The following is a 24,912-nucleotide window of genomic DNA, read 5'->3' as shown; positions in this document are numbered from 1 at the left end:
TGCAGCCGCGCCGTATTTAAGCGCGGCGGCTTTTCCTGTTAGCCGTGCATTCCCAAACCGTTGGAGATCTTCCAGATACGCCAGTGGTCATGCGGCATATGGCTCTGGACAAGGCCAAATGGGCGGAATGCATCATGCACTGCGTTCGAGAATGCAGGCACGCCGCCGACATTCGGGCTCTCGCCCACGCCCTTGGCACCGATCGGGTGATGCGGAGATGGTGTCACCGTGTGATCAGTGGTGTAGTTGGGCGTCTCCCATGCCGTGGGCAGGAAGAAGTCCATCAGAGTGCCAGTCTTCACGTTGCCCATCTCATCATAGGCGATTTCCTGACCCATCGCGATGGCCAGCGCCTCGGTCACGCCGCCATGGACCTGCCCTTCGATGATCATCGGGTTGATCCGGGTACCGCAGTCGTCCAACGCATAGAACTGCCGGACGTCCCATTCGCCAGTATCCACGTCGATCTCCATGACACAGATATAGGCCCCGAACGGATAGGTCATGTTCGGCGGATCATAGTAGCTTACAGCCTCAAGACCGGGTTCCAATCCTGGTATCGCCTGATTGTAGGCAGCAAAGGCGATTTCCTTCATGGTCTTGAACCGCTCAGGCGCGCCTTTGACCGAGAACCGATCAACGTCCCATTCGACGTCGTCGTCGTGGACTTCAAGCAAGTAAGCTGCGATCATCTGCGCCTTGGCGCGGATTTTGCGTGCAGCCATCGCCGTTGCCGCGCCGGCAACGGGTGTCGACCGAGACCCGTAGGTGCCAAGCCCATAAGGCGCGGTATCAGTGTCACCTTCTTCCAGCGTGATGTCATCGGCAGGCAGGCCGATCTCGCTAGCAATGATCTGGGCAAAAGTCGTAGCATGGCCCTGACCTTGGCTGATCGTCCCCAGCCGTGCGATGGCGGAACCGGTTGGGTGAATCCGGATTTCGCACGAGTCGAACATTCCCAACCCTAGGATATCGCAGTTCTTGACCGGCCCAGCCCCGACGATTTCGGTGAAATGCGTCAGGCCGATTCCCAGCAGTTTACGGGTCTTTCCGGCTTTGAAGTCCTCGATCCGCTGCGCCTGCTCTCCCCGCAGACCGTAATAGTCCACGGCCTTCAACGCCTTATCCCACGCAGTGTGATAGTCGCCCGAGTCATATTCCCATCCCAGCGCAGACTGATATGGGAACTGATCCTTGCGGATAAAGTTGATCCGGCGTAGCTCGGCCGCGTCCATGTTCAGCTTGATGGCCAGAACCTCGATCATCCGCTCGATGAAATACGCAGCCTCGGTCACCCTGAACGAGCACCTATAGGCGACACCGCCCGGTGCCTTGTTGGTGTAAACACCATCCACAGCCAGATAAGCGGTGGGGATATCATACGACCCGGTGCAAATGTTCATGAAACCGGCCGGGAACTTCGTCGGGTCGGCACAGGCGTCAAATCCACCATGATCTGCTGTGGTATGGCACCAGAGTCCGGTGATCTTGCCATCCTTGGTCGCAGCGATCTTGCCCTGCATCCAGTAGTCGCGGGCAAAGGCGGTGGACATCAGGTTTTCCATCCGGTTCTCAACCCATTTCACCGGTTGGCCGGTGACAATCGAGGCTACAACCGAGCAAACATAGCCCGCATAAGCACCAACTTTGTTACCGAAGCCGCCACCGATATCAGGGCTGATCACCCGGATATTGTGCTCGGCGAGACCAGAGATTAGCGACACAACGGTTCGGATCGCGTGCGGGGCCTGGAAGGTCCCATAAAGCGTAAGCTTACCGGTCACTTTGTCCATCGAAGCCACACAGCCACAGGTCTCCAGCGGACATGGGTGGGTCCGATGGTAATAGACCATTTCTTCTGCCACGACATCGGCCTCACCCAGAACGGTCTCGGTTGCATCCTTGTCGCCCTGTTCCCACGTGAAGATGTGGTTGTGATGCTTGCGCGGCCCGTGTGCGCCCTCGGTCTGACCCGCAAGGTCTTCACGCAGGACAACGTCCGATTTCAGCGCTTCGAACGGGTCGGTCAGGACGGGCAGTTCCTCGTACTCAACCTCGACCATCTCAGCCGCATCCGCTGCGATGTATCGATTTTCGGCGACGACATAGGCGACTTCCTGGCCCTGAAACAGAACCTTGCCATCAGCCAGCACCATTTGCTTGTCACCGGCCAGCGTCGGCATCCAATGCAGACCCAGCGGAGCCAGATCTTCGGCTGTCAACACGGCAACAACACCGGGCACGGCCAGTGCGGCTTCTTTGTTCACACTGACGACACGGGCATGTGCGTAAGGCGACCGGACGAATGCGCCGAACAGCATCCCGTCCAGCTTTATGTCGTCGACATAGTTGCCCTTGCCTTGGGTAAAGCGCACATCCTCGACGCGTTTGCGCGAGCTTCCCATCCCTTTGAGATTGGCGGCGCGTTCTTCGGGGGTCATGGTTTGATCGTTCATTCCGCGGCCTCCTTCTGAGCATTGAGCATGTCAGCCGAGGCTGAGATCGCCTTGACGATGTTCTGATACCCGGTACAGCGGCAAAGGTTTCCGGCCATGCCAAAGCGGATTTCTTCCTCTGTCGGATTCGGGTTTTCCTGCAGCAGGCGATGCGCGCGGGTGATCATGCCCGGCGTGCAGAAGCCGCACTGCAGCCCGTGATGCTCGCGGAACATCTCTTGCAACACACCGAGACTGCCATCGTCATTGGTCAACCCCTCGACGGTGGTGATATCAGCTCCGTTTACTTGCGCTACGAAAGTTGTGCAGGATTTGACGGATTTACCGTCGATATCCACGGTACAGGCGCCGCAATGGCTGGTCTCGCACCCAATATGAGGACCGGTAATTTTAAGATCTTCCCGCAGGAAGTGGATCAACAGCGTGCGCGGCTCGGCCAGACCTTCGACCTGCTTGCCGTTCACGGTGAGTTTTACGTGCATCTTCGACATGAGTGTTCCTCCCTCAGCCCGCGCGGCTTTGCGCGCGTTCGATGGCGCGGCGCAGCATCACGGCGGCCACGTGTTTTTTGAATTCGACGGGGCCGCGGTTGTCAGCCACTGGGTCGATCGCGTCGAGCATTGCCGACACGCAGCCTTCGACATCACCACCCGCCAAAGCACTGCTCGCACTTTCGGACCAGACGGGTGTGTCGGCCAGATTGGTCATCGCAACTGACGCCATGCCATTTCCAACCATCACTGCGGCGGCGGCGGTCGCGTAGTCGCCTATCTTACGTTTTTGCTTTTCGTAAGCCTGCCCTACGCCGGATCCGGGGACCGGAATCGAGATACGCGTCAGGATTTCCTCATCTTCGCGGGCGGTGAAGTAAGCGGCCTCATAGAAATCACGCGCCGCAACGTTGCGATTACCATCGGGACCGGACAACTCAAACGTCGCGTTCAGGCATTGCATCAGCCCCGGCATATCATTGCCCGGATCGCCATTAGCCACATTGCCACCGACTGTACCCATATAGCGCACCTGCGGATCAGCGATCTGCATAGCAGCTTCGCGGATCAACGGAATGGTGGTGGCCAACCCGTCATGCGTGATAAGTTCGTGTTGAGTGACCATCGCACCCAAGGACACTGTGTCAGTCCCAATCTCGACGCCCTTCAATTCGTCTATCGCCTGCAAGTCGACCAGATGGCCCATCTCAGCCATACGCAGCTTCATCATCGGGATCAGGCTGTGCCCGCCTGCGATCACGCGCGCCTCGTCTCCATGTTCTTGCAGAATGCCGATGGCCGAGGCGATATCGCCTGGCCGGTGATACTCAAAACCGGCTGGTATCATTTTTTCCTCCCTGGGTCCGAGCGTTATGCCTTGGGGGACCTGAAGTAAGGAAAGAATGTGTGACTTAAGGCTTCCAGAGATCGGGAACAGGTCGCGCGGCTTGATTCACGAAATGCGAATAGGCTGCACGAACTGCGATCAGAGGCCTAAAGCCTCGCGAATTTCCGTCAGGCGGGACCGGCTGACAGGCACTTTGGTCAGCGCGTCGACCCCGTCAAAATAGCAGGTACCGTTGTCCTTGTGACGTTCAAAGCTAGAGACGTGTTTGGGGTTCACCAAATAGCTGCGATGGGCGCGCAAAAAACCGTCCGGTTTCAGGCGGTTTTCAGCCTCGGTGATCGACCAAGGACAGAATAGTTTTTCAGCCCCCATATAGAGAACAGTATAATGCCCCTCGGCCCGGATGGCGGCAATGCTGGCGGGTTCCGTGAAATATGTCTGGCCTTCACGCTCGAACGGAACTCCGGCGCGCAGGGTTGCGGGTTCCAGCGTGCGTTCGGGTACCAGCTTTTCCTTCGGTTCGATGAACGAGATCCCGGTCAGCAGAAAAGCTCCGCAGATCAAGAAAACAGAAACTGTGACTCCCATGGCCAGAACCTGATTGTCCAGCGCGGGCCCCGCACCGCCGGCGGTGTCGATTGCCACAAAGTCGGTCAGACCGGTAGCCACAAAATGCATAGTAAACACGGCCAACCCAAAGCAAACAGTGCCCAATAGAATATTGCGTTGCGTACGGTTACCGTAAGCAACCCAAATGGCCGCGACCGACAGGATCACCGACGCCAAAGTCGCCAGAGCCACGTCCAAAACACTGTACACGGGGCGGCATAGCTGCATTCCGGCCATGCCAATGTAGTGCATCACCACGATACCCAGCCCCACGATCACCCCCGATCCGATCATCGTCTGAGGCGTACGCGGACGGAAATGCAGTAACAGCAGCGCCAGCCCAACCATTAGGATCGCTACAAGCGCAGAGATCAGAGTGATCAGAGCGTCGTAGTAAAACAGTATCGGCAGCTGCAGGCCCAGCATGGCAACGAAATGCATCGACCAGATACCGCCGCCCAGAATTACCGCAGCCAGAGCAACGACAAACTTGCGGCGTTGGCTATCCAGGCGGGACGCGCCATGCGTCAGATAAAGGCCGGTGAATCCGGCCATCAGCGCCACGGCCAAAGAGGCCGCCACAAGCCAGGCGTTGTGCGAATAGTCCAGCATAAAGGTGTATCCGCCCTCCCCAGCGCGTGTCTGACGTTAGCAAACTGAAATTCCCGGCACAATCTACTCTGACCGGACTGCAGCATCACGCGCTGAGGAATTGAAGCGGTCTCAGCGAGGCTAGCAAAGCTGTCCTGTGTCCGGCACCGAGTTCGCGCCATTCGGCAGCAGCGGCTGAACGCGTCTGCACGAGGGTGTCCTGGCTAGACAGGAATCGCTCTTAGTAAAAGTGGTTGCGGATCTAGACATGAAAGGTGGCATTTACTGGACATTCCATTCAAGTTGCGTCCAAACAAGCTTCACCGCTAAAGACATTTTGCTTGCCTCCTACTGCTACCGACCTATCCAGGCGAGCACTATGTAGAGTACGGGCCAGACTGGAGCAAAGATCCATTTGGCCCGAAGGTTACGTGGCCAAATAGGCGCGAACGCGTTTGAACACTTCGCGATTACACTGTCCATCTTCTGATCACTATATCGCCTTGTGACCCGTCGCACCTGCCGTTTTGTCCAGATCCCAGGCGGTGCATCAGCCTGCCATCAGATAGGGGAATTTCCTTGTTGAAGCATGGTGCTGACAAATCGGCTGCGCGTCAGTTTCCAATTTTCTCTTTTCACGCAGAAGATGGTTCGCGAAGTCCGTTTCATGATCTACTGCACGCCACAGATAATGCCGCTTGCCGTTCACCTTTGCGAAGACTTCATCCACATGCCATTTCGATTTTGAGTATGCCCGCAACTGTTGGAACCATGTTCTCCGGATTTCCGATGCGAACATCGGGCCGAAACGGTTCCAGCAATGCTGCACTGTCTCGTGGCTGACTTCGATGCCACGCTCATGCAACAGGTCTTCTACATTTCGAAGCGATAGCGGGAACCGAACGTAAAGCATCACCGCAAGGCGGATGATCTCGGGACTGGTTTTAAAGTATTTGAAAAAGGCAGGTCTGGGTATGAGCAAAAGCCACGCAACCGCCCTGCCCCGCTCAAGCAATGTTCTTCTGACAAGACCTGCACAGTGATTCCGAAGGCTAAACACACCTGCGCAAGCGTGACCAGAAATACCCATGGATAGACGAGGCTCAAAATACGATCCCCCAAATACCGCTAAACCACGTGAAGCCCCATCATAACTTTTTTGGCTAACAACATTGCAGAAAGTTTGGTTTGGAAATGTTTGGAGCAAGTCCTTTTGTCACAGACATCACGCTTGGCGCGCCTCATATGCCGTCTCAGAGCTTAATCAACGTCTGCTTAGCTCCATTCTGCGGACCCCAATGAACGGTGCGGCTAATGTCTGCTTTCCGCCCTTTCGGGCCCAATGACCGAAGTTTCGCCGGGCGGTGCGAGGCCGGTTATCGGCCTTGAACTTTGTTTTCTGTTCTATCGCCGTCTGACCCTTTCGCGATTGCGCTCCCGACGTTGGATGTTCGCTGAGATTGCATGATAGCTGCATCTAGCAAAGCGCCAGCCCCGGTCGTTCAATAAGTTTGCGACACAACCGGTCAATTCACGCCGGCCTCTGTCCGTTTCAGCAGTTTATCCAACTGGGATATTCGCCTCTCCAGTTTCGTCTATGCAACTCTCAAAGAAATTTGCGACAGAACCTTATACAGTACTCCATTCGGCAACTCGTTAGTCAGCAATCTCGGTGATTAACCGTGTCTCAAGCAACTGACCATTCCGGTACAGGACTGGGTAGGCGATCGAAGCGATGTGGCTGTTGAATTCCCGGAATGCACGTAAAGTCTCCAGATGAATGTCGCTGGTCTCGAAGCTTTCCGTTGTGCCGTGCTGCAGTCGGCGCAAGTGCCGCTTACGGCTGTCCCGCTCCACGCGTTTGATTTCGGTTTTTTCAAGGCTGAGAAGCCGTGCGCTTTCCAGATCGTCGGAAATCAGCACATTCGATGCCAGTTTCATATTGGCCAGAATACCCTCGTGCATTTGAACAAGTTCCGACCAGCCTTCCTGTGAAAAACTTGATCCCTTTGCGCGCATTTCGCCAGCCAAAACTGTCAGGCGTTTGGCGACAACATCCCCTGCCGTTTCAAGCCGGATCGCAAATTCCATTAAATCGCGCGCGGTTTTTGCATCCCGCTTTCTATATAGCTCTGAGGGCATCGCAGCGACAAAGGCGCGAATATCCGAAAGGCATCTGTTTACGTCCTCGTCAACAGCCTGAACCGAGCGGATCTGTTCCTTGTCTCCGCTGCGATACAGTTCCAGGACAGGACGGAACATGGTTTCGAGAAAGTCACTCATCCGCAGAAGCTCACGCTTGAGGCTCGGCATGGCCTGACTCGGGTTAGCTACATTTTCCATGTCCAGCGCACTGGTCAGGCGCGCAGGTCGGGGTTCATTTTCTTTCTTTTGGTCGGGCAAGAGCCTTTCGAACAAGCCCTCCACGTGTCCGCAAAACGGAAGAGCCAGAACCAGAAGCGACAGGTTAAACGCAAGATGTACGTTAACCAGCATCTGGCCCCCTTGCGGGTCGCCCAACAGCCCCGTCCGCAAGGCGAAGTTAGCCGCAAACAATGTCACTAATGCCCAACTGCCCCGTAGCGCCAGATTGGCATAGGGTATACGCCGGGCGGTCACGGGCATCCCTCGCGTCAGCCAGACCGGAATGAAGGCTGAGCCGAAATTCGCGCCAAAGACCAATGACATACCGGCGGCAAACGGGATTGCGCCAATCTGCACAAGCGTCACGCACATAAGGATGGCCGCGACCGAAGAATGCATGACAAAGGCCAACGCACCGCCGACAAGGAAGGCGGTAATATAGTCGCGGGCCAAATAGTCGGCTACGGCGGGTAGAAATGCGCTGTCGCGAATCGGGTCCATCGCTTCGCGCAGAAACCTGAGCGAGATCAGGATAAAGGCAACACCCATCAAGATGCGCCCCAGCTGTCGGGCTTTTTTTGCCTCGGTCTTGACGAACAGATAGCCGCCAACGGCCAGCAGCAACGGAACAAGCCAGTCCAGTTTGAACGAAAGGATTTGAATAATCAGTGCCGAGCCCAGATCGCCACCCAGCACAATGGCCAGCCCAGCCGGAAAGCTCAGTAATCCGCTGGCAGCAAAACCCGAGCTTAACAGAGCTACCGCGGCCGAGCTTTGTAGCACCATCGCCATCACCACGCCCACCAGCGAAGCTTTCACATAACTGCGTTGCTGCGTCATCACCCGCTGGAACGACGCGCCGTAGCTGCGCTCTATCCCGGTACGCACCATGCGGACCGCGTACAGCAGCAGCATGGTGGCCCCGGCCAGGCTGATCAGGAAGGTGACAATCGCCATACTTCACTCCGACTTCACTATAGGCTCAATTCACCGCAGTTCTTGCGCGGTAATCTGCAAGTAGCTTTTACTTTTTTGACCACGGCGCTAGAGACGTCGGGTTCAATCAACTTCGCGATGAGCGTCCGCGCCGTGTCATCCGCGTCAGGTTCTGATCGGTTTCGAAGGTGCTCCCCCGCGCCAAAGTTCTGCGCGGCGTATGGGGACCGACCGGTCAGACCTCGTTTTCAATCGCTGCAACTACGATATCGATTGCCCGGTCTAGTTCACCTTTCGAAATTGTCAGCGGCGGCGACAGCGTCAGAACGCTTCCCTGGCTGATCTTGTAGCTCAGCCCGGCTTCGAGACAGGCATAATAGATCCGTTCCGCGCGGATATTTCCCGGTATCTTGGTAACACGGTCTTCGACGATCTCGATTCCGAACATAAGGCCACGGCCCCGGATGTCGCCAACGATAGGAACATTTTGCAATGCGTCCATCAGGCGGCCTATTGCGTGTTCGCCCAATTCTGACGCACGCTCGACCAATCCCTCATCCTCGATAATCTGCAGCGTAGTTAATGCGGCGCAAGCGGTGACAGGGTTCTTTTCGTGCGTGTAATGCCCGATAGCAAAATCACCGCAAACATCCAGTTTATTGCGGGCGATACAGGCAGCGATGGGGAGGATACCTCCGCCCAGTGACTTGCCGATAGTGACAATATCGGGAACGATCTCGTCATGCTGGAACGAGAACATCTGCCCGGTCTTGCCCAACCCGGTCGGAATCTCATCCAGGATCAGCAACGCGCCATGGCGGTCGCAGATATCGCGCACCCGCTTCCAGAAACCTGGCGGCGGCACGATGGGCACAGCACGCATCGCCTCGGCCACCACGGCACAGATGTCGCCTTCGCGTTCTAGCACATAGTCGATCATGTTGGCACAGGCTTCGGCGCTGGCCTCAAGCGTTGTGTGCCCATAAGGGCAGCGGGTGGGGTGGAATGGCGCCACATGCTCGGTCCCTGGCAAAAGCGGACCGGCAATATAGCTGCGGAAAGTGGCCTCGCCACCAACGCTCGCTGCACCAAAACCCGCTCCATGGAAGGCGTCCCAGAAGCTGAGCGTCTTGAAGCGGCCCGTAGCGGCGCGGGCGATCTTGAGCGCGACTTCATTGGCGTCCGAGCCGCCGGTGGTGAATAGTATCTTGCCCAGATCATCGGGAGTGATAGCGACCAATTTTTCGGCCAGTTCCACCGCAGCGTCATTGGTAAAGCGGCGCGGGGCAAATGGCAGTTCGTCCAGCTGATCCTTGATCGCTTGAACCAGCCGGGGATGGCCATAACCGATGTGATGGACCGAATTTCCGTGGAAGTCCATGTAGCGTCGGCCATCCAAGTCCTCTATCCAAATCCCTTCTGCCTTGGCAATCGTGCTGACGCAGGGGCTGGACAAGGATTGATGCAGAAACACACCCGCATCGCGTTTTAGCAGTGGCGATGATTTGGGCCCGATGGACTTCTTCAGCCAGGCCTTACGGGCTTCAGAGGTGTTCGATTCCCCTTCTGTATGGACAATCTGTGGCATTGCCGCTCCTCGTTGTCGCTTATTAAAAGGTGCGGACCCCGAAAGGTCCGCTAGTTCCGGGGAGGATTTCTGAAGCTCTTTCCGCTAACGGGAAGAGCAGGAATTTCAGCCCGGCCAGGGCAACGAGTAGGTTTTGACGTTGGTGAAGAATTTCATCGCTTCGATAACACCTTCCTTGACGCCGTTGCCGCTGTCCTTGATGCCCCCAAAAGGGGACATTTCGATCCGGTAACCCGGCTGTTCCCAGATGTTGCAGGTACCGACGTCCAGCCCGTTGATATAGGCAATCGCGCGGTTCAGGTCGTTGGTGCACACGCCCGAGGACAGGCCGAACTCGGTGCTGTTCGAGATCGCCATGACTTCGGCGTCATTGTCGGGCACACGCACGATTGGGACGATTGGACCAAAGGTCTCTTCCATCACCAGCTCGCTGTTGTGGGGCACCTTGTCGACCACGATGGGCGGCAGCAAAGCGCCCTGACGTCCGGGGTGGTAGAGGATTTCCGCACCCTCTTCCTCGGCCATGTAGACGCGTTTTTCGAACAGCTCGGCGGCCTCGGCATGGATTACGCAACCCAGCTCGGTCTCGGGGTCCTGCGGATCGCCAAACTTGATTTTTTTGGCTTTCTCCAGCACCAGCGGCACAAACTTGTCCGCGACGCTTTCCTGCACCAATATGCGCTTGACCGCTGTGCAGCGCTGGCCGGAATTGCCAGTGGCGCCTGCAACTGCAATCGTGGCCGCCTTGTCCAGATCGGCGTCGCTGAGGTCGTTAAGCACAATCAGAGGATCGTTGCCGCCAAGTTCCAGCGCCTGGCGCTTATAGACGCCCTTTTCGGCAATCATCTTGCCGACCGGTACACCGCCGGTGAATGTGATGATATCGATGTTTTCATTGGTGATCATTTCATCACCGATGTCACCGGGCCAGCCGGTGACAACCTGGAACATCTCAGGAGGCAATCCCGCCTCATACAGAATGTCAGCCAGTGTCAGAGCGGTAAGCGGCGTTAGTTCGGTCGGTTTGCAGACCATGCAGTTATTGGTCGCAATCGCGGGGGCGATCTTGTGGCTGACCATGTTCAGCGGGTGGTTGAATGGGGTGATCGCGCTGATGGCTTTGACCGGTTCACGCTTGGTGAAAATCTTCCGTTCCTTGCCGTTGTGGGTCAGATCGCACGAGAAAATCTCGCCGTCGTCTTTCAGCGCCTCGGCGGCGGCAAACTGATAGACGTCCTGCGCGCGCTTGGTCTCATAGATTGCGTGCTGATGACATATGCCCAATTCCAGCGTCAACCACTTGGTCAGATACTCGCGCTTTTCGCCGATCAGTTCACCGGCACGTTGCAGGATCTGGCTGCGTTCGTACCGGGTGAGTTTCGGCTTGTAGTTTGCCGCAATCTCGAAGGCCTTGCGTGCATGTTCAGCGGTTCCGGCCGGGACATGACCCACCACCTCATTGGTATAGGGATAGAGTACCGGAACGGTTTCGTCAGTGAAGACAACTTTACCACCGATCCGCATCCCTTCGTTTCGTATTTCGATGTTCGACATGGCTTGATCTTTCATGACTTACTGTGCCGCCGCTGTGGTTGCGTAGAAAAAGGCGTCGAAGTTGCGCAAAACCGGCTGGTTCGGCAGGTCAATGACACGGTTTACGATGAACGGAACCTCTTGTTCAGTCAAACCGCCATGGCTGCGCAGCGGTTCTTTCAGGGCCGCTAGATCATGGCGGTGCTCGGATGTGCCAATGCAGATATTCTCACCAGAAACCATCACGATGTCGCCAATCCGGTCGCCCGGCAGCTCGAATTGCGCAATGGCTTCGGCCTTGGTCAGTACATGGGTTATTCCCTCGGTTGCCCTGAGTTTTGCAATGATGTCGTTCTGATCTGCGCCCTCGGGCAGATAGGCCGTCGCGAACGAGCCCAACGCACCGTGATGCACCACGTACGGGTCGGTAATCGGTAGGATGACGCGCGCCGCGTCCTTACCAAGCCATTTGTCCATCAGATCCTGTGCGTAGATAACAGCGGGGGAACCATCAGCCAGGTGTTTTGGCTTCATGCCATGATCGGCGGTCACAACGATGGCGGCACCCAGCTCGTCAAGCTCGCCCAAATACCGGTCAAACATGGCATAGAAATCAAGCGCACCCTGCTGTTCGGGGGCGAACTTGTGCTGAATATAGTCCGTAGTCGAAAGATACATCACGTCGGGCTTGAACTCTTTCAATAGCTTGACGCCAGCGGCGAATACAAACTCAGACAATTCGGCCGAATAGACCTCAGGGACGCCCATGCCCAGCCATTTGCTTGCATTTTCGATCCCGTGTTCGGCTAAAGTCGTCTCGCCTGAGCGTTCCGAAGAAAAGGCAACGGCTCGACCTTCGTCAAATTTTAACCCGGCACCGAGCAAGGCGCGCAGCTTGTCCTTGGCGGTAACCATAGCGACGCGGAAACCAGCATCGTAGAATTGCGAGAAAATGGTCGGCGCGCGCAGGAAACGCACGTCGTTCATCATGACCTCTTCGCCGCTGTCGGGGTCGATCAGATAGTTGCCGCAGATACCATGCACGATGGGTGGGCGGCCGGTGGCAATCGACAGGTTATTGGGATTGGTGAAGGAGGGGATCACGGAATGGGCCAACCGGTCGGTACCGGTCTCGCGCATCCGCTTAAGGTTGGGCATCAGACCCTTGGCTATTGCGACTTCCAGGTACTCCGGCTCACATCCATCAAGGCAGATGGCGATTGCGGGTACTTTCGGCGTCGGATAGACGCGTTCGTTTGCTTCAACTGGTGTTTGGATGGTCATCTTATTTTGTTCCTTGATAGTTAAGCTGCCAGTTTGGCGCGTTCTTCCAATGCCCGGAGGGGGGGGGCAGCGCTTGTGACACCCATCTCCTCCAGTGATTCTTTTGCTGCGTTTACAACTTTGCGCATGACGTGTTCATCCATTTGACCGATACATCCGACGCGAAAACTGTCGACCACCGTCAGCTTACCTGGGTAGATGATGAAACCCTTGGATTTCATAAGGGTGTAGAACTGATCGAATACGAAATTCTCGTCCGCCGGGCAGAAAAAGGTGACGATAATTGGGCTGAGCCAGCGATTGTCGAGCAGTGTTTCAAAGCCCAGTTCGCGCATTCCGGCGACCATGACATCACGGTTGCGGGTATAGCGCTCGCCACGGCCCAGAACGCCTCCTTCGGCGGAATGCGCCCTGAGTGCCTCGATGAACGCCGCCACCACATGGGTCGGAGGGGTGAACCGCCACTGACCTGTCTTGTTCATATGCACCCATTGCGCGTGCACGTCCAGGCTCAGCGAGTGGCTGTTGCCCTCCGCAGCCTCAAGCTCGGATTTTCGGGCGACGATAAAACCGAATCCGGGCACGCCTTCGATGCATTTGTTGGCCGAGGACACCATCGCCTCATACCTGACCTCGCTTGGCTTTAACTCGATCGCACCGAAAGCTGACATCGAGTCAATCAGAAGCTTGCGCCCGGCGGCATAGGTCGCTTCGGAAATCTCCTCGACGGGATTCAGAATGCCCGAGGAGGTTTCGCAATGGATCGCTACTACATGGGTGATCGCAGGATCTTTAGCCAGAATCTCTGCCACTTCGCTGCCCCGGGGGGGCAGGTAATCACCCTTGTCCAGCACCACATGATCGCGCCCCAGATACACCAGCGTTTGCGCCGAACGCTGGCCATACGCTCCGTTCGCCAGCACCAGCGCTTTGCCATCGCGCGGAATGAATGATGCAAGCATCGCTTCAACCGAAAACGAACCACTGCCCTGCATCGGGACGCAGTCAAAATCATCGGCGCCCTCGCCCAATAGCGCCAGCAGGCTTGTCCGCACCTCTTGCGTCATGGCGCGAAAGTCATCGTCCCAACTGCCCCAATCCTTTAACATAGCTTCTTTTACGGCATGAGATGTCGTCAAAGGTCCGGGTGTCAGAAGGTAAGGTTCACCGAGGCGCGGCTGTTCGATTTTGGGATTGGAAGGTGTCATAACCTAGCTCCAGAAAGGTATTCTCAAGAACACAATTGCAGCAAGTGTTGCTATATGTGAAATTGCAAATATCAATCTAATTATAAGCGCAGCCTATGATCTGATATCGGAGTACTGCCATGCGTCACAGCCAGCTCAAAGCCTTCCATTTTGTAGCCAAGCATGGGGGATTTTCGCGTGCTGCAGAGGCTCTTTTTCTGACGCAGCCGGCAATTTCGGAACAGGTGCGAAAGCTGGAACAGGATCATGATCTGCTGTTGTTCCAACGTGAGCGCAAACGTGTAACTTTGACACCCGACGGTGAGCAGCTTTACCGATATACGAAGCAATACTTCGAGATCGAAGGTCAAATCGAGGACTACCTATCCGAGACCAAGGCCGTGGTCGATGGAGAGTTGCGCATCATCGCCGACTCTGCACACCACATGACAGCCTTTCTGGGGCCTTTTCAAAAGAAAAACCCTAATGTCACGATCACCGTACGCTCGGGGAATAGCGAAGAGATCCTGGAGGAACTCAGGGCTTATAACGCGGAAATTGGCGTAGTGGGCAGCCTGTCTCCCGGCAAGGATATGGATGTCTTAAGTCTTGGTTCCACAGAGATCGTGGCCTTTGCCGCACAGGGTGTTCTTTTGGCGTCGAAGCCGACACTGTCTCTAGAAGAGCTGTCAAATCTACCGTTAATTTTCCGCGAGACGGGATCAAAAACGCGCCAGAAACTTGAAGACGAGGCCAAAAAACACGGGATAACATTGAAACCCGCGATTGTAGCGGAAGGACGCGAGGCGATACGGGAACTGGTGGCCTCCGGCGCAGGTATCGGTTTTGTCTCGCAGGCGGAATATGGTCATGATGACCGTCTCCGACAAATCAAGCTTAAAGGCATCAACCTGCAGATGGGCGAGAGCATTATATCGCTGTCTCAGAGGCGCGAAGTGAAAATCATCCGCGCCTTCACAGAGTTTGCGCAACGTACCTTGGAAGAAAACCCCGCCAACGATTGATTGGCGGGGCTTGGTATCAGCAGGAGTGGCCGTCAGCGACTGCGCCAGGCCTGAGTGCGTTTTAATATCCCTTTAGACGCAATCAGGTGAATGATCCGGGCCGCAGCATTGGTGTAAAAGATCATCATGCCCATCGCCGCAGCCGGTGCAATATCCCCGGCATCATCCATGTTCAGTACTGCGATAGACGCGAGCGTCGTTTTAGGCGAGTAGAGGAACACGACCGCTGACACAGTCGTCATTGCATTGACGAACAAATAAATGGATATGTCCAAAACTGCTGGCAAACAGACTGGAACCGTAACACGCGCAAACAGTTTCATCGTTGGCTGTTTGAGCGAGGCCGAAACTGACTCGAATTCGCGGTCCATTTGTTTCAGCGCGGTCACCGCCGTCAGGTGCGATACAGTGTAAAAGTGCGTCACTGTACAGATCACCAGTATTGCCATGGTGCCGTAGATACCGTTCAAGGGGTTTGAAGGGTTGTTGAAGAAGAAGATGTAGGAAAGCCCCAGCACCATACCAGGAATTGCCATCGGCAACATCGCGAACATCTGAAAGATCGACCTTCCGGTGCGGAACCCTTGCGATTTTTCAACCAGATAGGCACCGAAGAATACAACGGTGGTGCCTATTACTGCGGTCAGCAAGGCCAACCGGATCGAATTGAAATACGATCCCCATCCACCGCCATCCATCTTGTCGAACTGATAGTTCCGCAGGCTTAGGCTCAGGTCATAGGGCCAGAACTTGATCAGCGCCGCAAATTGGCACACCGCTAAAAGGCCGACGATGAAAAGGCCGATCAGGCTGCAATAGATCAGGAACAGTCGGTCTGCTTTCGGGTTAGGGGTTGCCTGATACGGCACTGACCGCGCGGACAGCAGCGCAACCTGTTTGGACTGGACCATCCGGTCGATGGCAAAGGCTAGGATTGCAGGAATCACCAGAACCACGGATACAACCGCGCCCATCTCAAAATTCTGCTGGCCGATCACCTGTTTGTAGATATCCACCGCAAGCACGTTGAACTGACCACCGATGACTTTGGGCAAGCCAAAATCGGTGATCACCAGATTGAAAACCACAAAGGAAGCAGAGATCAGGCCGTAGCGAGCACCCGGAACGGTGACCGTCCAGAATGTGCGCCATGGGGTCGATCGCAGGCTTGCGGCAGCCTCGTAAAGCCGCGCATCCGAGATTGCCAACGCTGTTGAAATAATCAGGAAGGCGTGAGGAAAGGTGAAAAAGACCGATCCGATCACAATACCGATCGGGCCATAGATGCTAGCCCCGAACAACAGCTCCTTGATCATACCCTGATTGCCGAACAGGTATACCAAGGCGATACCCGGCAAAAGCGAGGGGACAAGGATCGGTGCCATCGCTATCAGACGAAAGACACCCTTGAACCGCATACAGCTGCGATTGAGCGCATAGGCGAACCAAAAGGCCAGCGTTACCGTTACAATGGTGCTTACAACAGATATCCAAAGCGAGTTCTTGATCGAATTGAACAGCGCAGGCGTCGAGAAATAGTTTACAAAGTTGTCCAGACCCCGTGATTGAACGGGCCGCAGCTGAACGCGACGGAACGTGTTGGAATCAAGCTCGATCCAGTCGGTGTCGTCCTGCAGAGTTGATCCGACCAGAAAGCGCCCAGTGTCGCTTGTGTTGCGGATCTGGTACATGACTGGGCTTCGGAAACTGAACTCCGGGAACAATCCTGTCACCGGGAGACGCCCATCCGAGCCAGTCACAAGATCGGTGTCAGCGAACACATCGGTTTGCTGGTTCAGCGCATCTCCAGACAGGATCGACCCGTCATAAACGCCTGCTTCATCGCTGACCTGAAACTCGTATTGGGACAGCTCCACCCGATAGGTTGAAAATGACTTGGAGAGCATTGTGTAAAGCGGCAGCGCCAAGGTCACGATTAGATAGAGCACGATGACCATCATGCTGCCGCGCATCAAGATGTCATCGCGGCTGAGCTTTGGCTTGATGCTGGGACCAGGGGGCAGGGTATCGCTGTTGGTAGAGATCGTACTCATGCCTCTACCTCCGGAACATCAAATGCCATCAGGCGATTTTCGGGAAGCTCAATCACCATGGTCCGGCCTTCTTCAAGTTCCAGGCGACGCACGGCATTGATCGAGAAGTCAGCAATCAGTTCTGATGACCCAAACCGTTCGTTGCTTAAACGGCAGCGCCAAAACGAGCCTAGAAATTCCATCTCATCTAGAGTGACATCGATGCAGTTTCGATTGCCACCGGTATCAAGATACCCAGCTTCATGGGGAATTACATCTTCCGGCCTAATTGCCGCGACAACCGACGTTCCGTCGTTGAACTGATGACCTAGGCAGGCAAAGGTTTTTTCGCCCACGCTCAACCGCCCGCCCTTTGTAACTTGAGACCTAATCTGGTTCATTTCACCGATAAAATCGGCCACGAAAAGGTTAGCCGGATCCCGGTAGATTTCTGTGGGAGAACCCACCTGCTCGATAACTCCGTGATTCATGACCACGATTCGATCAGCCATGGCCAGCGCCTCTTCCTGATCATGGGTCACCATAACGGTGGTCACGCCCAGCTTGCGCTGCAATTCCTTGATTTCGTGCCGCAAATGTACACGTACTTTGGCATCCAGAGCCGACAGGGGCTCGTCCAGCAGCAACAAGCCGGGCTTGGACGCGATCGCGCGCGCAAGTGCAATCCTTTGCTGCTGTCCACCCGATAGCTGCGCTGGGTATTTCTTACCCTGATCGGGAAGGCCAACCAGATGCAACAACTCGTTCACACGGGCGGAAATTTCAGACTTGCTGTGGCCTGAGTTTTCCAGGCCAAAGGCGATGTTCTTTTCAATCGTGAGGTTGGGAAACAGCGCATAGGATTGAAATACAATCCCGAAATCACGCTCGGACGGGGGCAAGTTGGACACGTCCATACCGTCCTGCATGACCGTACCCTTGGTTTGCAGGTCCAAACCTGCAATGGCGCGCAGCAAAGTTGTTTTTCCACAGCCTGACGGGCCCAGAAAGCAGACAAACTCGCCTTCGTTGATTTCCAGCGAAATATCCTTGAGTGCGAGAAAGCTGCCGAAGGCTTTCCACAGGTTTTGGATACTAAGATACAGTTCACCGGGTGGTGTTTTCTGAAGCACGGGAGAGGTCCTCATATCTGCACCTCGGGTACGGCCTTACTTGGCCGGTCTGAACCGGGTGAGTAGGTTGTATCTTGGGGAACAAGAGTGTGGTGTGCAGGAGAGGCATGATCGCTCCTCCTGCTAATGGGATTACTTCGCTTCCGACTTTCCGTCATAGCGAGACTGCCATTCCTTCAGGATCGCCGCGCGATTGTTGGCGGCAAACTCAAAATCATTTTCGATCATGGCATCCAGAAGACCCTCTGGGAAGTGCTCGACCGGCTTTGCGATGCCCGGGTAGGCCACGACCGCATAACCGCTGTTGTACATCTCGTTGGCCTCTTTGGAGACCGAGAAATCAACTAGTTTCTGAGCGGCTTCCAGATTTGCGGTGCCGGCAACAATTGCAGTTGCTTCCATGTCCCAACCTACACCCTCGGAAGGCACGATGATTTCAAGCGGGGCGCCGTCCGCTTTGGATTTGGCACCGCGGAAGGCAAACGAGATACCGATCGGGATTTCGCCCGCAGCCGCCAGTTTGCAGGGCTTCGAACCCGAATGGGTATATCGTGCGATGTTTTCGTGCAGCGCATCCATATACTCCCAGCCGCCATCTTCGCCAAACAACTGCAGCCAGCTTGAAACATCAAGGAATCCGGTGCCCGATGAGTTTGGGTTCGGCATGATAACCTGATCCTTGTACATTGGGTCGGTAAGGTCCTTCCATGACGTTGGCGGCGTCAGCCCAGCCTTTTCGGCCTCGACTGTATTGTAACAAACCGACGCAACCCAGGCATCCATGCCAACCCAGGCCGGAGGATTGTCACCGTCAACAAACTTCACATCAAGCTCTTCAACGCCAACCGGAGCGTAGGGTTCCAGCATGCCTTCGGATTTCAACAGCAGCAACGACGTGGCCGCCAGCCCCCAAACGACGTCTGCCTGTGGGTTGTCTCGCTCCGCCAACAATTTGGCGGTAATGATCCCTGTCGAGTCGCGAACCCAGTTAATTTTGATATCAGGGTTGCTTTGGTTAAACGTCTCGGCATATCGGGCCAGGTCTTCAGCCTCGACGGCTGTGTAAACAGTCAGTTCTGTCTCTGATACCGCTGCCGTTGCAGTCAGCGTGCCGATGGCGAGAGCGGTTAGAAGTGATGTTGTGTGTCTCATTGTCATCCTCTGTTGTCGATTTATTAGACTGGTTCGCCATTCTCGTGCGGCGTTCTCATTCAGATTGGTACCGACAGTTTGACAGATTAACTCTTCAAGAAAAATCGATTATACCTTCAACGTTATAATTTTTTCCTATGGATGAGATTGCTGTTTTCTGCAGGGCAAGGTGTTGTTGCAAAAATTTGAGTCCGTTGAGTTGTTTCAGCAATCGCTTGTAAGTCAGGTGGTGAGCTCAGCTAACTGCTTAAATGGGCAGAGTTCGAGCGTGATTTGACCCTTGCGGATCATGTGCGCCACTTCTATTCGATCAAGGGTTGCCGCCGCTGAAGCAAAGGCCTTGAACCCCAGCATTGGCCGCGTGCGTCTCTTGATGAAACGGTGGTCCTGTTCCACGATATTGTTCAAGTATTTCCGCCTCACCATCTCATTTGGGATCGGGCAGCCAGAGCTTTTGAGCATTTTGTTATTGGCCTTTATGCCGGCGGTGTTGGCACCGCTCTTGTCGATCACAATCTTCCTCGGCAATCCGTTGATCCCCAACATCCTGGCGAAGAACTTGGTGGCGGCTGGTTTGTTGCGACGCCGTGAAAGCATGAAATCAAGGGTCTTGCCGTGTTTGTCCACAGCTCGATAGAGGTAAACCTACGCGCCTTTAACTTTGATATAAGTCTCGTCCATTCTCCACGAACGATCACATGGCCCTTTGCGGCGATGTGCTGCTTAAGCGATTGCACCAGAATACCGTGTTATTCATCGGTTTAGCGTGGTGTGGTTCACTGAAACACCGCGCTCGGCCATGATTTTTTCAAGATCCCGGTAAGACACACCGTATCGGACATAGAAAAACACTGCGAACAGGATCACATCCTTCGGATATTGCGCGCCTTTGAAGGAAATCATGAACTGACACTCGACTGATTTTACCGAAAGTCATTCACCCGCGGCATCTGACGTCGTCAACAGCCAAAAGTTTGCAACAGATCCCAACACCCCTGCCCCGCTCAACCCAAGTTCTTCTGACAAGACCTTTCAGCGCACCACACACAAAAGCACTTCATGCATCTGCAATAGCAGAACAGCAATCACCACGTGATACGTATCGGCGACATCGCCCAGACCATTGTGGCTTCTTTTTCGGTCTTGTTGCGAAAGCGGTGGGCGATCATGGATGGATAGGAAAAGCTGTCTCCTTCACGCAATGAAATGACCTCTTCCCCAAGGCGCAGCTCTACTTCGCCGCTAAGGACGATGGCGTGTTGCTCACCTTCAAAGGAATACCCTTCCAGTGGCTCGGGCGGCTCTCCTGCGCCGGGGCGGAATCGTGACAGGATCAAATAGCACTGGCCTGACAACGTGCTGGACAGCAATTCGTCCTCAAAGCCCAATTCATCCGTTGACCGCGTATACATCGCCGACAGCGCCCTGCGGTTTTCACGTCGCACGACGTGCTTGCGTTCCAGCGGGCCTTCTCCTGCCTGCTTGGGAAAGAACCAGCCCGGGTCAACCGCAAGGGCATCGCTGATTTCGCAAAGCAGGTCGTCCGACACCTTAGCGGTCCCAAGCTCAATCCGGCTGAGATAGGCTTTGGAACATGACACCGCCTCGGACAGGTGTTGCAGGGTCAGCCCACGCGCTTTGCGCACTTCGCGAATTTCACTTCCGAGCCTTTGGGCGTGGGTCTGGGACACGTCATTTTTCATGACTTCAGAATAAAGGATTTTAGTTGACTTTTCGAGCGTAAATCAACTTAGTTGAAAATGAGATAAAAAATCAACTAATCTTCTACCGGCCGGGAGAACGTTATGCGCTTTGATTTGATTGCCAATTTTAGCCCTGGCGAGACGATTCCCTGGGCGCGCGCACTGGAGATGATCCTCGAACAGTGTTCGCTGGCAGAGCAGGCGGGTTTCACAACCGCATGGTTCACCGAGCATCACTTTGCCCATAACGGATATATGAATGCGCCGCCCAACCCGCTCCAGATGGGGACCCACGTGGCTGCGCATTGCAAGAAACTGCGGGTCGGCACGGCGCCGATCATCCTGCCCGATTGGCACCCGCTGCGCGTCGCCGAAGACGCCGCGATGCTGGACAATATGACCCAAGGCCGGTTTGATTTCGGCGTCGCCAAAGGCATCAACGAACGCTCGACCATCCAGTTCAACAAGGATGCGGACCGGCGCGCCAATGCCAAGGTCATGCGGCTGTATCAGGAGAACCTTGAGATCATCCTGAAAGCCTGGACCAACGAGGTGTTCACCCATCACGGCGAATTCTACCAATTCCCGGTTCCTGGCTGGAAAGAGACAAACCGGTTCTTTGACCCTCTGGACCCGCGTTATCACAGTGAGGACGGCGAATACAAAGCGATGTATGTGCATCCGCGCCCCTACTCCAACCCTCATCCGCCGGTTTGGCTTATGTCTAATGCTCCGCCAACGTTTAAGCTGGCTGGCGAGCGCGGCTGGGGTGTGATCTCGATGGCGGCTGGACCCAAGGCGACGCTGGCCTGTTGGGAGCCCTACCGCCAGGCCCTGTCGCAACGCGAAGGGCGCGAGGTGAAGCTTGGCGAAGGTGTCGGTGTCTGCACGGCTTTTTATGTTGGTGAAAGCATGGAAGAAGCGGTAAACACCATTCGCGGCCCGATCAACGCCTATTACGAATTCCTTGGCGGGTCGCGCCCCAAGGGGGAATGGACCAAGCACGGCTATCTGGACGTGGGCGAAGAGATGACGCCCGAGGATGAAGAAATGGACTGGTTCGATTTCCTCAACAAACGCGGGATCATCGTGGTGGGCGACGCCGAATTTGTTGCGGATCGGTTTGCGGAACGGCAGGAAACCATCGGCCTCGATCACCTCATGCTCATGCAGCAATATACTGGTGTGCCTTACGAAAATATCCTCGCCAGCTGGCATCGTCTGTTCGAGCATGTTGTTCCGAAATTCGGCACGCAGTCCATCGCCCAGAAAAGGATGCTGGAACATGCTTGAGATATGGGGGCGGCCCTATTCGTCGAACGTCATTCCCGTGATTTGGACGGCGAATGAGCTGGGGCTGGACTACACGCTGCAACTGGCCGGGGGGAGCTTTGGCAAGCTCGACACGGAGATGTATACGCAGATCAATCCCAACAGAATGATCCCAGCGATCCGCGACGGGGATTTTGCACTGTGGGAAAGCCTCGCCATCGTGCGCTATCTCTGTGACCGGTACGGCGCAGGAACGCTCAACCCGTCCGACATTCAGACCCGTGCGATAGCGGATCAATGGATGGAGTGGTCGGCCAGCCGCGCCTTTGGGCCCGTGATCTACCTGTTCTTTGCAACCGTGCGCACTCAACCTGATAAGCGTGACCCGGAAAAGATCGCCAAGCTGCGCGACGAAGCGCACGAGGCCCTGACCCTTCTGGATCAGCATCTGGCGGATAAGGCCTATGTCTGCGGCGACAGCTTTACCATGGCGGATGTTCCTTTGGGGTGCGTGGCCTATCGCTATTTCAATGTCGAGGTCGACCGCCCGCCGCTGCCGAATGTCGAGGCCTGGTACCAGCGACTGGCGGAGCGCCCTGCCTACCGCGATCACGTCATGCGTCATTTTGGGACAAACCCTGATGAATGGGCTGCACTGGAAAAAGCCTGCGCCAGCGAAGGGGTTCTATAGTGGACGTCCGGGACTATCGCCGCGCCCTTGGCACCTTTCCGACGGGGGTAACCATCGTCGCCACCTATGACGCGGACGGGGAACCCTGGGGGCTGACCGCCAATTCCTTCACTTCGGTCTCGCTCGAACCGCCGGTGATCTCGGTCTGTGTTGCGAAATCAGGCCGGGTCTTTCCGACGCTGTCGCAATCGGATCATTTCGCGGTCAACATCCAGTCGGCCGAACAGAAAGACCTTGCGATGCACTTCGCCAGTGACGTCGAAAACCGGTTCACCGACACCGAATGGATGCCCGGAACCGCGACTCCGCTGATCCCCGGCGCCTCGGCGCAATTGGAATGCGTGGTTAACAGCCGGGTCGACGCAGACGATCATGAGATCCTTCTGGGCCGCGTCATCAGCTATGCCCACGCGCCGGTTCCGCCACTTGTCTTTTGCCGCGGTGCTTTCTTCGCGGCCCCCAATCCCGAGGTTTCGTCATGAGTGATTATCTGACCTACCACACCCGTTTCAGCCCCGACGAATTCGACGCGCAATACAATCTGCGGGCCGGACGACCGGATTATGAAGTCACCGTCATTCCCGGCTGGAGCCGCGACAGCGAGGCCACGCGTGCCACCAGCGATTGCAGCCTCGATATCCGTTATGGGGAAGGCGAGAAACAAAAGCTGGATGTCTTCCGCTGTCCTGATGCGACCGCGCCGACGTTGGTGTATGTGCATGGCGGTTATTGGCAACGCGGCGACAAGTCGATCTACAGCTTTATTGCCCCACCCTTTGTCGCGGCGGGGGTCAATGTAGTTGTGCTTGGCTATGACCTTTGCCCATCAGTGACCATCACCCGTATTTCCGAAGAAATCCGCGAAGCCCTCGCCTATATCTGGCGCAACGCGCGCGAACTGGGCATCAATCCAGACCGTATCACCGTGATGGGCCACTCGGCTGGCGGCCATATCACCCAGATGATGATAGCGACCAACTGGCCTGCGTTTGGTGCGGATCTTCCTGCCGACATGATCAAGTCCGGCATCCCGGTGTCACCACTCAGCTACCTGGAACCGGTGCGCCTGACCGAGGCGCTTAATGCAGGTATTCGCATGACCCCGGAAGAGGCCGAAGCCGAAAGCCCGATGACCAATCATCCCCCGGTTACAAACGCACCGCAGCTGGTTGTCGTTGGTGGCGCGGAAACGGACGAATTCCACAGGCAGGCACGGATGTATGTCGAAAAATTTGGGACCGCAGACCGCAAGGTCGGCCTCTACATCGTCCCGAACGTCGATCACTTTGACGAACTGAACGTGCTTGTCGACCCGGCAAGCCCCTTCTTCAAACACACTTGCGATATGCTTCAAGGAAAAGGACCGCAATCATGACCGCTTTGACCCGAGCCCTCGTCGACGCTGTCGGCGACGCGTTTAACGCTAACGACATCGATGCAGTGATGAAGCATTTTGCAGACGACGCCACATTTGACCACGCTGTCGGCCCGGACGAATATGGCGTGCGTCTGGAAGGCGCCGAAACGATCCGCAGTGCTTTTTCTGCGCTGTTCGAAAAAGTCGAAAGCGTGCATTGGGAAAGCCTGGACTGCTCGATCTCGGGCAACAAAGCCTACTGCGAATACCGCCGCACCGCGACGCATAAGGATGGCTCGAAAGAAGAGTTTCTGAGCGTCGACATACTGACCTACCGTCATGGGCTGATTGTCCATAAGGACACCTATTACAAGCAACGGACAGGTTGATCGTTTAACCCCTGGCGCGGCCAGATCTTCGGAAGGCTTGTTGGAGGGCCGCGTCGTCTCTTGAGCAAACCCGATCACAGGCTGGCTTCGCGCTATTTTCAATCAACAACGGCGATACTGTCGTAGCCCGCGCAAAGGTGCTGTCAGACAAATTCGAACCAGTCTCTGTAAGGACAGGATGTGAGAACGGCGGTGAGAAAGTCGACCACGGTAGCGGCGGGATGACCCTGCTGCGGGCGGCGTAAAAGTCGTCCATCTTTGCCCTTCTTTT

19 protein-coding genes and 2 pseudogenes are annotated in these 24,912 nt (G+C 55.6%); 6 read left to right on the top strand and 15 right to left on the bottom strand.

All coding sequences use genetic code 11. The features are described 5' to 3' along the window. Positions 1 to 38: 38 nt before the first annotated feature. The 10 genes and pseudogenes from ACR0ER_RS21540 to ACR0ER_RS21495 all read right to left on the bottom strand — a co-directional run bounded on the left by ACR0ER_RS21540 (position 39) and on the right by ACR0ER_RS21495 (position 13,907). Positions 39 to 2,456: an aerobic carbon-monoxide dehydrogenase large subunit gene (locus ACR0ER_RS21540; protein WP_480770691.1), complete on the bottom strand. Its 2,418-nt coding sequence runs from the start codon at positions 2,454 to 2,456 to the stop codon at positions 39 to 41. Then, positions 2,453 to 2,947, bottom strand: a complete 495-nt coding sequence (locus tag ACR0ER_RS21535) for a (2Fe-2S)-binding protein (protein WP_093963851.1) — start codon at positions 2,945 to 2,947, stop codon at positions 2,453 to 2,455. Before ACR0ER_RS21535 ends, ACR0ER_RS21540 begins: the two co-directional genes overlap by 4 nt. Positions 2,948 to 2,960: 13 nt before the next feature. After that, a complete protein-coding gene (locus ACR0ER_RS21530; protein WP_480770690.1) occupies positions 2,961 to 3,794 on the bottom strand; it encodes an FAD binding domain-containing protein in 834 nt (277 codons plus the stop codon). Positions 3,795 to 3,932: 138 nt separating this feature from the next. Then, positions 3,933 to 5,015 carry an MHYT domain-containing protein gene (locus ACR0ER_RS21525; RefSeq protein WP_480770689.1) on the bottom strand — a complete coding sequence of 361 codons (1,083 nt, stop codon included), beginning with the start codon at positions 5,013 to 5,015 and terminating at the stop codon, positions 3,933 to 3,935. Positions 5,016 to 5,622: 607 nt separating this feature from the next. Continuing rightward, positions 5,623 to 5,970: pseudogene (locus ACR0ER_RS21520) on the bottom strand (IS6 family transposase); the annotation flags it as partial. 680 nt (positions 5,971 to 6,650) lie between these two features. Then, positions 6,651 to 8,315 carry a Na/Pi cotransporter family protein gene (locus ACR0ER_RS21515; protein ID WP_480770688.1) on the bottom strand — a complete coding sequence of 555 codons (1,665 nt, stop codon included), beginning with the start codon at positions 8,313 to 8,315 and terminating at the stop codon, positions 6,651 to 6,653. Positions 8,316 to 8,529: 214 nt separating this feature from the next. Continuing rightward, complete coding sequence (gene pbfA / locus ACR0ER_RS21510) at positions 8,530 to 9,882, bottom strand: (R)-1-hydroxy-2-aminoethylphosphonate ammonia-lyase (RefSeq protein WP_480770687.1); 1,353 nt, start codon at positions 9,880 to 9,882, stop codon at positions 8,530 to 8,532. A gap of 105 nt (positions 9,883 to 9,987) precedes the next feature. Further along, positions 9,988 to 11,451: a phosphonoacetaldehyde dehydrogenase gene (gene phnY / locus ACR0ER_RS21505; RefSeq protein WP_480770686.1), complete on the bottom strand. Its 1,464-nt coding sequence runs from the start codon at positions 11,449 to 11,451 to the stop codon at positions 9,988 to 9,990. A 3-nt stretch (positions 11,452 to 11,454) separates the two neighbouring features. Beyond that, positions 11,455 to 12,699, bottom strand: coding sequence for a phosphonoacetate hydrolase (phnA, locus tag ACR0ER_RS21500; RefSeq protein ID WP_480770685.1), 1,245 nt, complete (start codon positions 12,697 to 12,699; stop codon positions 11,455 to 11,457). Between the two features lie 20 nt (positions 12,700 to 12,719). Next, positions 12,720 to 13,907 (bottom strand): 2-aminoethylphosphonate--pyruvate transaminase, encoded by a 1,188-nt coding sequence (locus tag ACR0ER_RS21495; RefSeq protein ID WP_480770684.1) that lies wholly within the window; start codon positions 13,905 to 13,907, stop codon positions 12,720 to 12,722. A gap of 119 nt (positions 13,908 to 14,026) precedes the next feature. On the opposite strand from ACR0ER_RS21495, the gene ACR0ER_RS21490 reads away from it, so the two are divergent. Then, entirely contained in the window at positions 14,027 to 14,911 is an 885-nt protein-coding gene (locus ACR0ER_RS21490; RefSeq protein WP_170744499.1) for a LysR substrate-binding domain-containing protein, read from the top strand. A gap of 32 nt (positions 14,912 to 14,943) precedes the next feature. Here the strand turns inward: ACR0ER_RS21490 and ACR0ER_RS21485 are convergent, their stop codons facing one another. The 5 genes and pseudogenes from ACR0ER_RS21485 to ACR0ER_RS21465 form a co-directional block, all read right to left on the bottom strand. Further along, on the bottom strand, positions 14,944 to 16,965 hold the full coding sequence (locus tag ACR0ER_RS21485) for a putative 2-aminoethylphosphonate ABC transporter permease subunit (protein ID WP_480770683.1): 2,022 nt from the start codon (positions 16,963 to 16,965) through the stop codon (positions 14,944 to 14,946). Next, positions 16,962 to 18,077 (bottom strand): putative 2-aminoethylphosphonate ABC transporter ATP-binding protein, encoded by a 1,116-nt coding sequence (locus ACR0ER_RS21480; protein WP_480770682.1) that lies wholly within the window; start codon positions 18,075 to 18,077, stop codon positions 16,962 to 16,964. The genes ACR0ER_RS21485 and ACR0ER_RS21480 overlap by 4 nt, the downstream gene beginning before the upstream one ends. A 132-nt stretch (positions 18,078 to 18,209) precedes the next feature. Beyond that, positions 18,210 to 19,229 carry a putative 2-aminoethylphosphonate ABC transporter substrate-binding protein gene (locus ACR0ER_RS21475; protein ID WP_480770681.1) on the bottom strand — a complete coding sequence of 340 codons (1,020 nt, stop codon included), beginning with the start codon at positions 19,227 to 19,229 and terminating at the stop codon, positions 18,210 to 18,212. A 222-nt stretch (positions 19,230 to 19,451) separates the two neighbouring features. Further along, positions 19,452 to 20,132, bottom strand: a pseudogene (locus tag ACR0ER_RS21470) (IS6 family transposase). A 182-nt stretch (positions 20,133 to 20,314) separates the two neighbouring features. Next, complete coding sequence (locus tag ACR0ER_RS21465; RefSeq protein WP_480770680.1) at positions 20,315 to 20,920, bottom strand: helix-turn-helix domain-containing protein; 606 nt, start codon at positions 20,918 to 20,920, stop codon at positions 20,315 to 20,317. Positions 20,921 to 21,034: 114 nt separating this feature from the next. Here ACR0ER_RS21465 and ACR0ER_RS21460 point away from each other — a divergent pair, with 114 nt between their 5' ends. From ACR0ER_RS21460 to ACR0ER_RS21440, 5 genes are read left to right on the top strand one after another with little or no spacing between them, the layout of a single operon-like run. Then, positions 21,035 to 22,225 carry an LLM class flavin-dependent oxidoreductase gene (locus tag ACR0ER_RS21460; RefSeq protein ID WP_480770679.1) on the top strand — a complete coding sequence of 397 codons (1,191 nt, stop codon included), beginning with the start codon at positions 21,035 to 21,037 and terminating at the stop codon, positions 22,223 to 22,225. After that, a complete protein-coding gene (locus ACR0ER_RS21455) occupies positions 22,218 to 22,895 on the top strand; it encodes a glutathione S-transferase family protein (RefSeq protein ID WP_480770678.1) in 678 nt (225 codons plus the stop codon). Before ACR0ER_RS21460 ends, ACR0ER_RS21455 begins: the two co-directional genes overlap by 8 nt. Continuing rightward, positions 22,895 to 23,377 (top strand): flavin reductase family protein, encoded by a 483-nt coding sequence (locus tag ACR0ER_RS21450; RefSeq protein ID WP_480770677.1) that lies wholly within the window; start codon positions 22,895 to 22,897, stop codon positions 23,375 to 23,377. The genes ACR0ER_RS21455 and ACR0ER_RS21450 overlap by 1 nt, the downstream gene beginning before the upstream one ends. After that, positions 23,374 to 24,270, top strand: coding sequence for an alpha/beta hydrolase (locus tag ACR0ER_RS21445; RefSeq protein WP_480770676.1), 897 nt, complete (start codon positions 23,374 to 23,376; stop codon positions 24,268 to 24,270). The genes ACR0ER_RS21450 and ACR0ER_RS21445 overlap by 4 nt, the downstream gene beginning before the upstream one ends. Continuing rightward, positions 24,267 to 24,641 (top strand): nuclear transport factor 2 family protein, encoded by a 375-nt coding sequence (locus ACR0ER_RS21440; RefSeq protein WP_480770675.1) that lies wholly within the window; start codon positions 24,267 to 24,269, stop codon positions 24,639 to 24,641. Before ACR0ER_RS21445 ends, ACR0ER_RS21440 begins: the two co-directional genes overlap by 4 nt. Positions 24,642 to 24,912 lie beyond the last annotated feature (271 nt).

This window comes from Ruegeria sp. CH8, assembly GCF_056536985.1.
This window is presented reverse-complemented; position numbering and strand designations above follow the sequence as displayed.